Raw genomic sequence first — 2,214 nt, 5'->3', positions numbered from 1 at the left:
ACATTCAACTTATCGCTGGGAGGCGTCGTTTGGCTGGCGCCCAAAACATAACGAGGAAGAATAAGAAAAGAAGAAACGGCTCCGCCCGCCTTGGCTATAAATCGGCGCCTGGTTATAGGTTGTTTGGAAATATCTACGCATTTGGCTTCATTCATTATCCGCATCTCCGATTCGTTTTTTATGAAAAGTATATTGAAGAATATAAGATTCCCGTTTGCAAAGAAAGATAGTCAAACAATTCCCGCCATAAGCGTCCGGTGGTATGCGATTTTTATCTCATCGCAGGCTGAACCGGTTCGTCGTCAAGAACCTTCCATCCTCGGCGATTTAGATCCCAATATAAAAAACCTCCCGCCGCGAGGGCGACGGCAAGAAAAACGAATCCGGATGTCCAATGTCCAAAAATGATCTTGCCAACGCCGAATAAAGCGAGATAAATCATGACGCATCCGGCGATCCAATCGAAGAAGTTGCTCCATCCGTCTTTTGGAGGCGTAATATCGACGGCTTCTTGCGCAATCGGTCCCCATAAAGTTGGATTGGGACGTACGCGCCGATAGAAATGCAGCAAGGTTTTTTTGCTTTCGGGCGCCGTGGCCATCGTAACCGCCAACCAGACTAAAGTTGATCCCGCGACGGTGACAAGAATCGTCCATGCGAATTGGCTAGGCTCTTCGGTATCCATCTTGAAGTAAAATTGGAGAATCATGGAAAAAACGAACGACGCCAGCATGGCGGAGACTTCGCTCCAGGCGTTGATGCGCCACCAGAACCAGCGCAGGATGAAAACGCTGCCGGTTCCCGCGCCCACCGCCATGAGAAATTTCCACGCTCCAGCAATCGAGTCCTGGTAATAAGTTACGATGGAAGAAATCACCATTAATGCCAAGGTCGCTAATTGAGCTGCAATAACGTAATGGCGTTCGGAACGATTTTTCGCAAGAAACCGCCGGTACAAATCGTTGATCAGATAGGACGCTCCCCAGTTGAGTTGCGTGGCCACAGTGGACATATACGCGGCGGCGAATGCGGCGATCATCAAACCGGCGAGCGCCGGGGGGAAAACGGCGGGATCGATGATAGTTTTGACGAAGCCGGATTCCTTATCTGCCAGCGTGGGATAAAGCGCCATGGATGCCAGGGCCGTTAATATCCACGGCCAGGGACGGATGGCGTAATGGGCGATGCTGAACCAAAGCGTCGCCAAGAGGGAATGTTTTTCGTCTTTGGCGCAGAACATCCGCTGGGCGACGAATCCCCCGCCGCCCGGTTCGGAGCCGGGATACCATGTCGCCCACCAATTCACCGCCAAATATACAAAAAAGGCGATCATGGGCATCCAGGCGGAACCGATATCTGGGATAAAGGAAAGCACGGAGCCATGCCCGCCTTTGGCGGCGTCGAGTGCCTGAAGTTTTTCCATTAATGCTTCCATTCCCCCCACGGCTTTGATGGAGAAATAGGCCAATACGATAACCATCGTCATCTTCAGTACGAATTGAAACAGGTCCGTCACTAGTACGCCCCATAATCCCGATAGTGTGGATATGAAGGCTGTAAGCACCATAATAACGAAAACCAGAATCAGAGCGGCAATTTTAGGATCGGCAATTCCTAGGAAGGATAGCTGCAATTGGGGAAAAATCACCAGCAGGATTTTCACCATCGCCAAGTTAACCCATCCCAAAATGATGCAATTCATCGGCAATCCTAAATAGAGCGCCCGGAAGCCGCGCAGAAAGGCCGCCGGTTTGCCGCCGTAGCGCAACTCGGCGAATTCCACGTCGGTAACTACGTTCGCCCGCCGCCACAACCGGGCGAAAAAGAATACGGTCAACATATTGCTCAACAACATGTTCCACCATATCCAATTGCCGGCGATGCCATAGGACGCCACCAGTCCCGTAACCGCCAACGGCGTATCGGCGGCGAAAGTCGTTGCGACCATGCTGGTTCCCGCCAGCCACCAGGATACGTTGCGTCCGCTGACGAAATACTCTTCCGTAGAACTGGATGCCCGTTTGCGATACCACAAGCCAATCGCCAAGTTAATCGCAAAATATCCCGCAATAACCGCCCAATCGAAAATAGTGAGATGCATAGAAGCCGCCTCGTTAAAAGATTTCGCGAAGAATTTGCTGCACAGCCATATGCCCATTCGAGGGAATTGTAGGGTGGGCTAAAAGCAAAGCGTAGCCCGCCATTTTCTTGTGC

General features: G+C 51.4%; 1 protein-coding gene. It reads right to left on the bottom strand.

All coding sequences use genetic code 11. From position 1 onward, the window contains the following. Positions 1-271 precede the first annotated feature (271 nt). Positions 272-2,101, bottom strand: a complete 1,830-nt coding sequence (locus tag AB1656_16000; GenBank protein ID MEW6236886.1) for a sodium:solute symporter family protein — start codon at positions 2,099-2,101, stop codon at positions 272-274. Positions 2,102-2,214: the final 113 nt, after the last annotated feature.

Source organism: Candidatus Omnitrophota bacterium (genome assembly GCA_040755155.1).
Taxonomy (GTDB): domain Bacteria; phylum Hinthialibacterota; class Hinthialibacteria; order Hinthialibacterales; family Hinthialibacteraceae; genus JBFMBP01.
This window is presented reverse-complemented; position numbering and strand designations above follow the sequence as displayed.

What these genes read in the sequence shown, in the direction of transcription:
- AB1656_16000 (MEW6236886.1), bottom strand. Translation starts at nt 2,101, where the DNA reads ATGCATCTCACTATTTTCGATTGGGCGGTTATTGCGGGATATTTTGCG.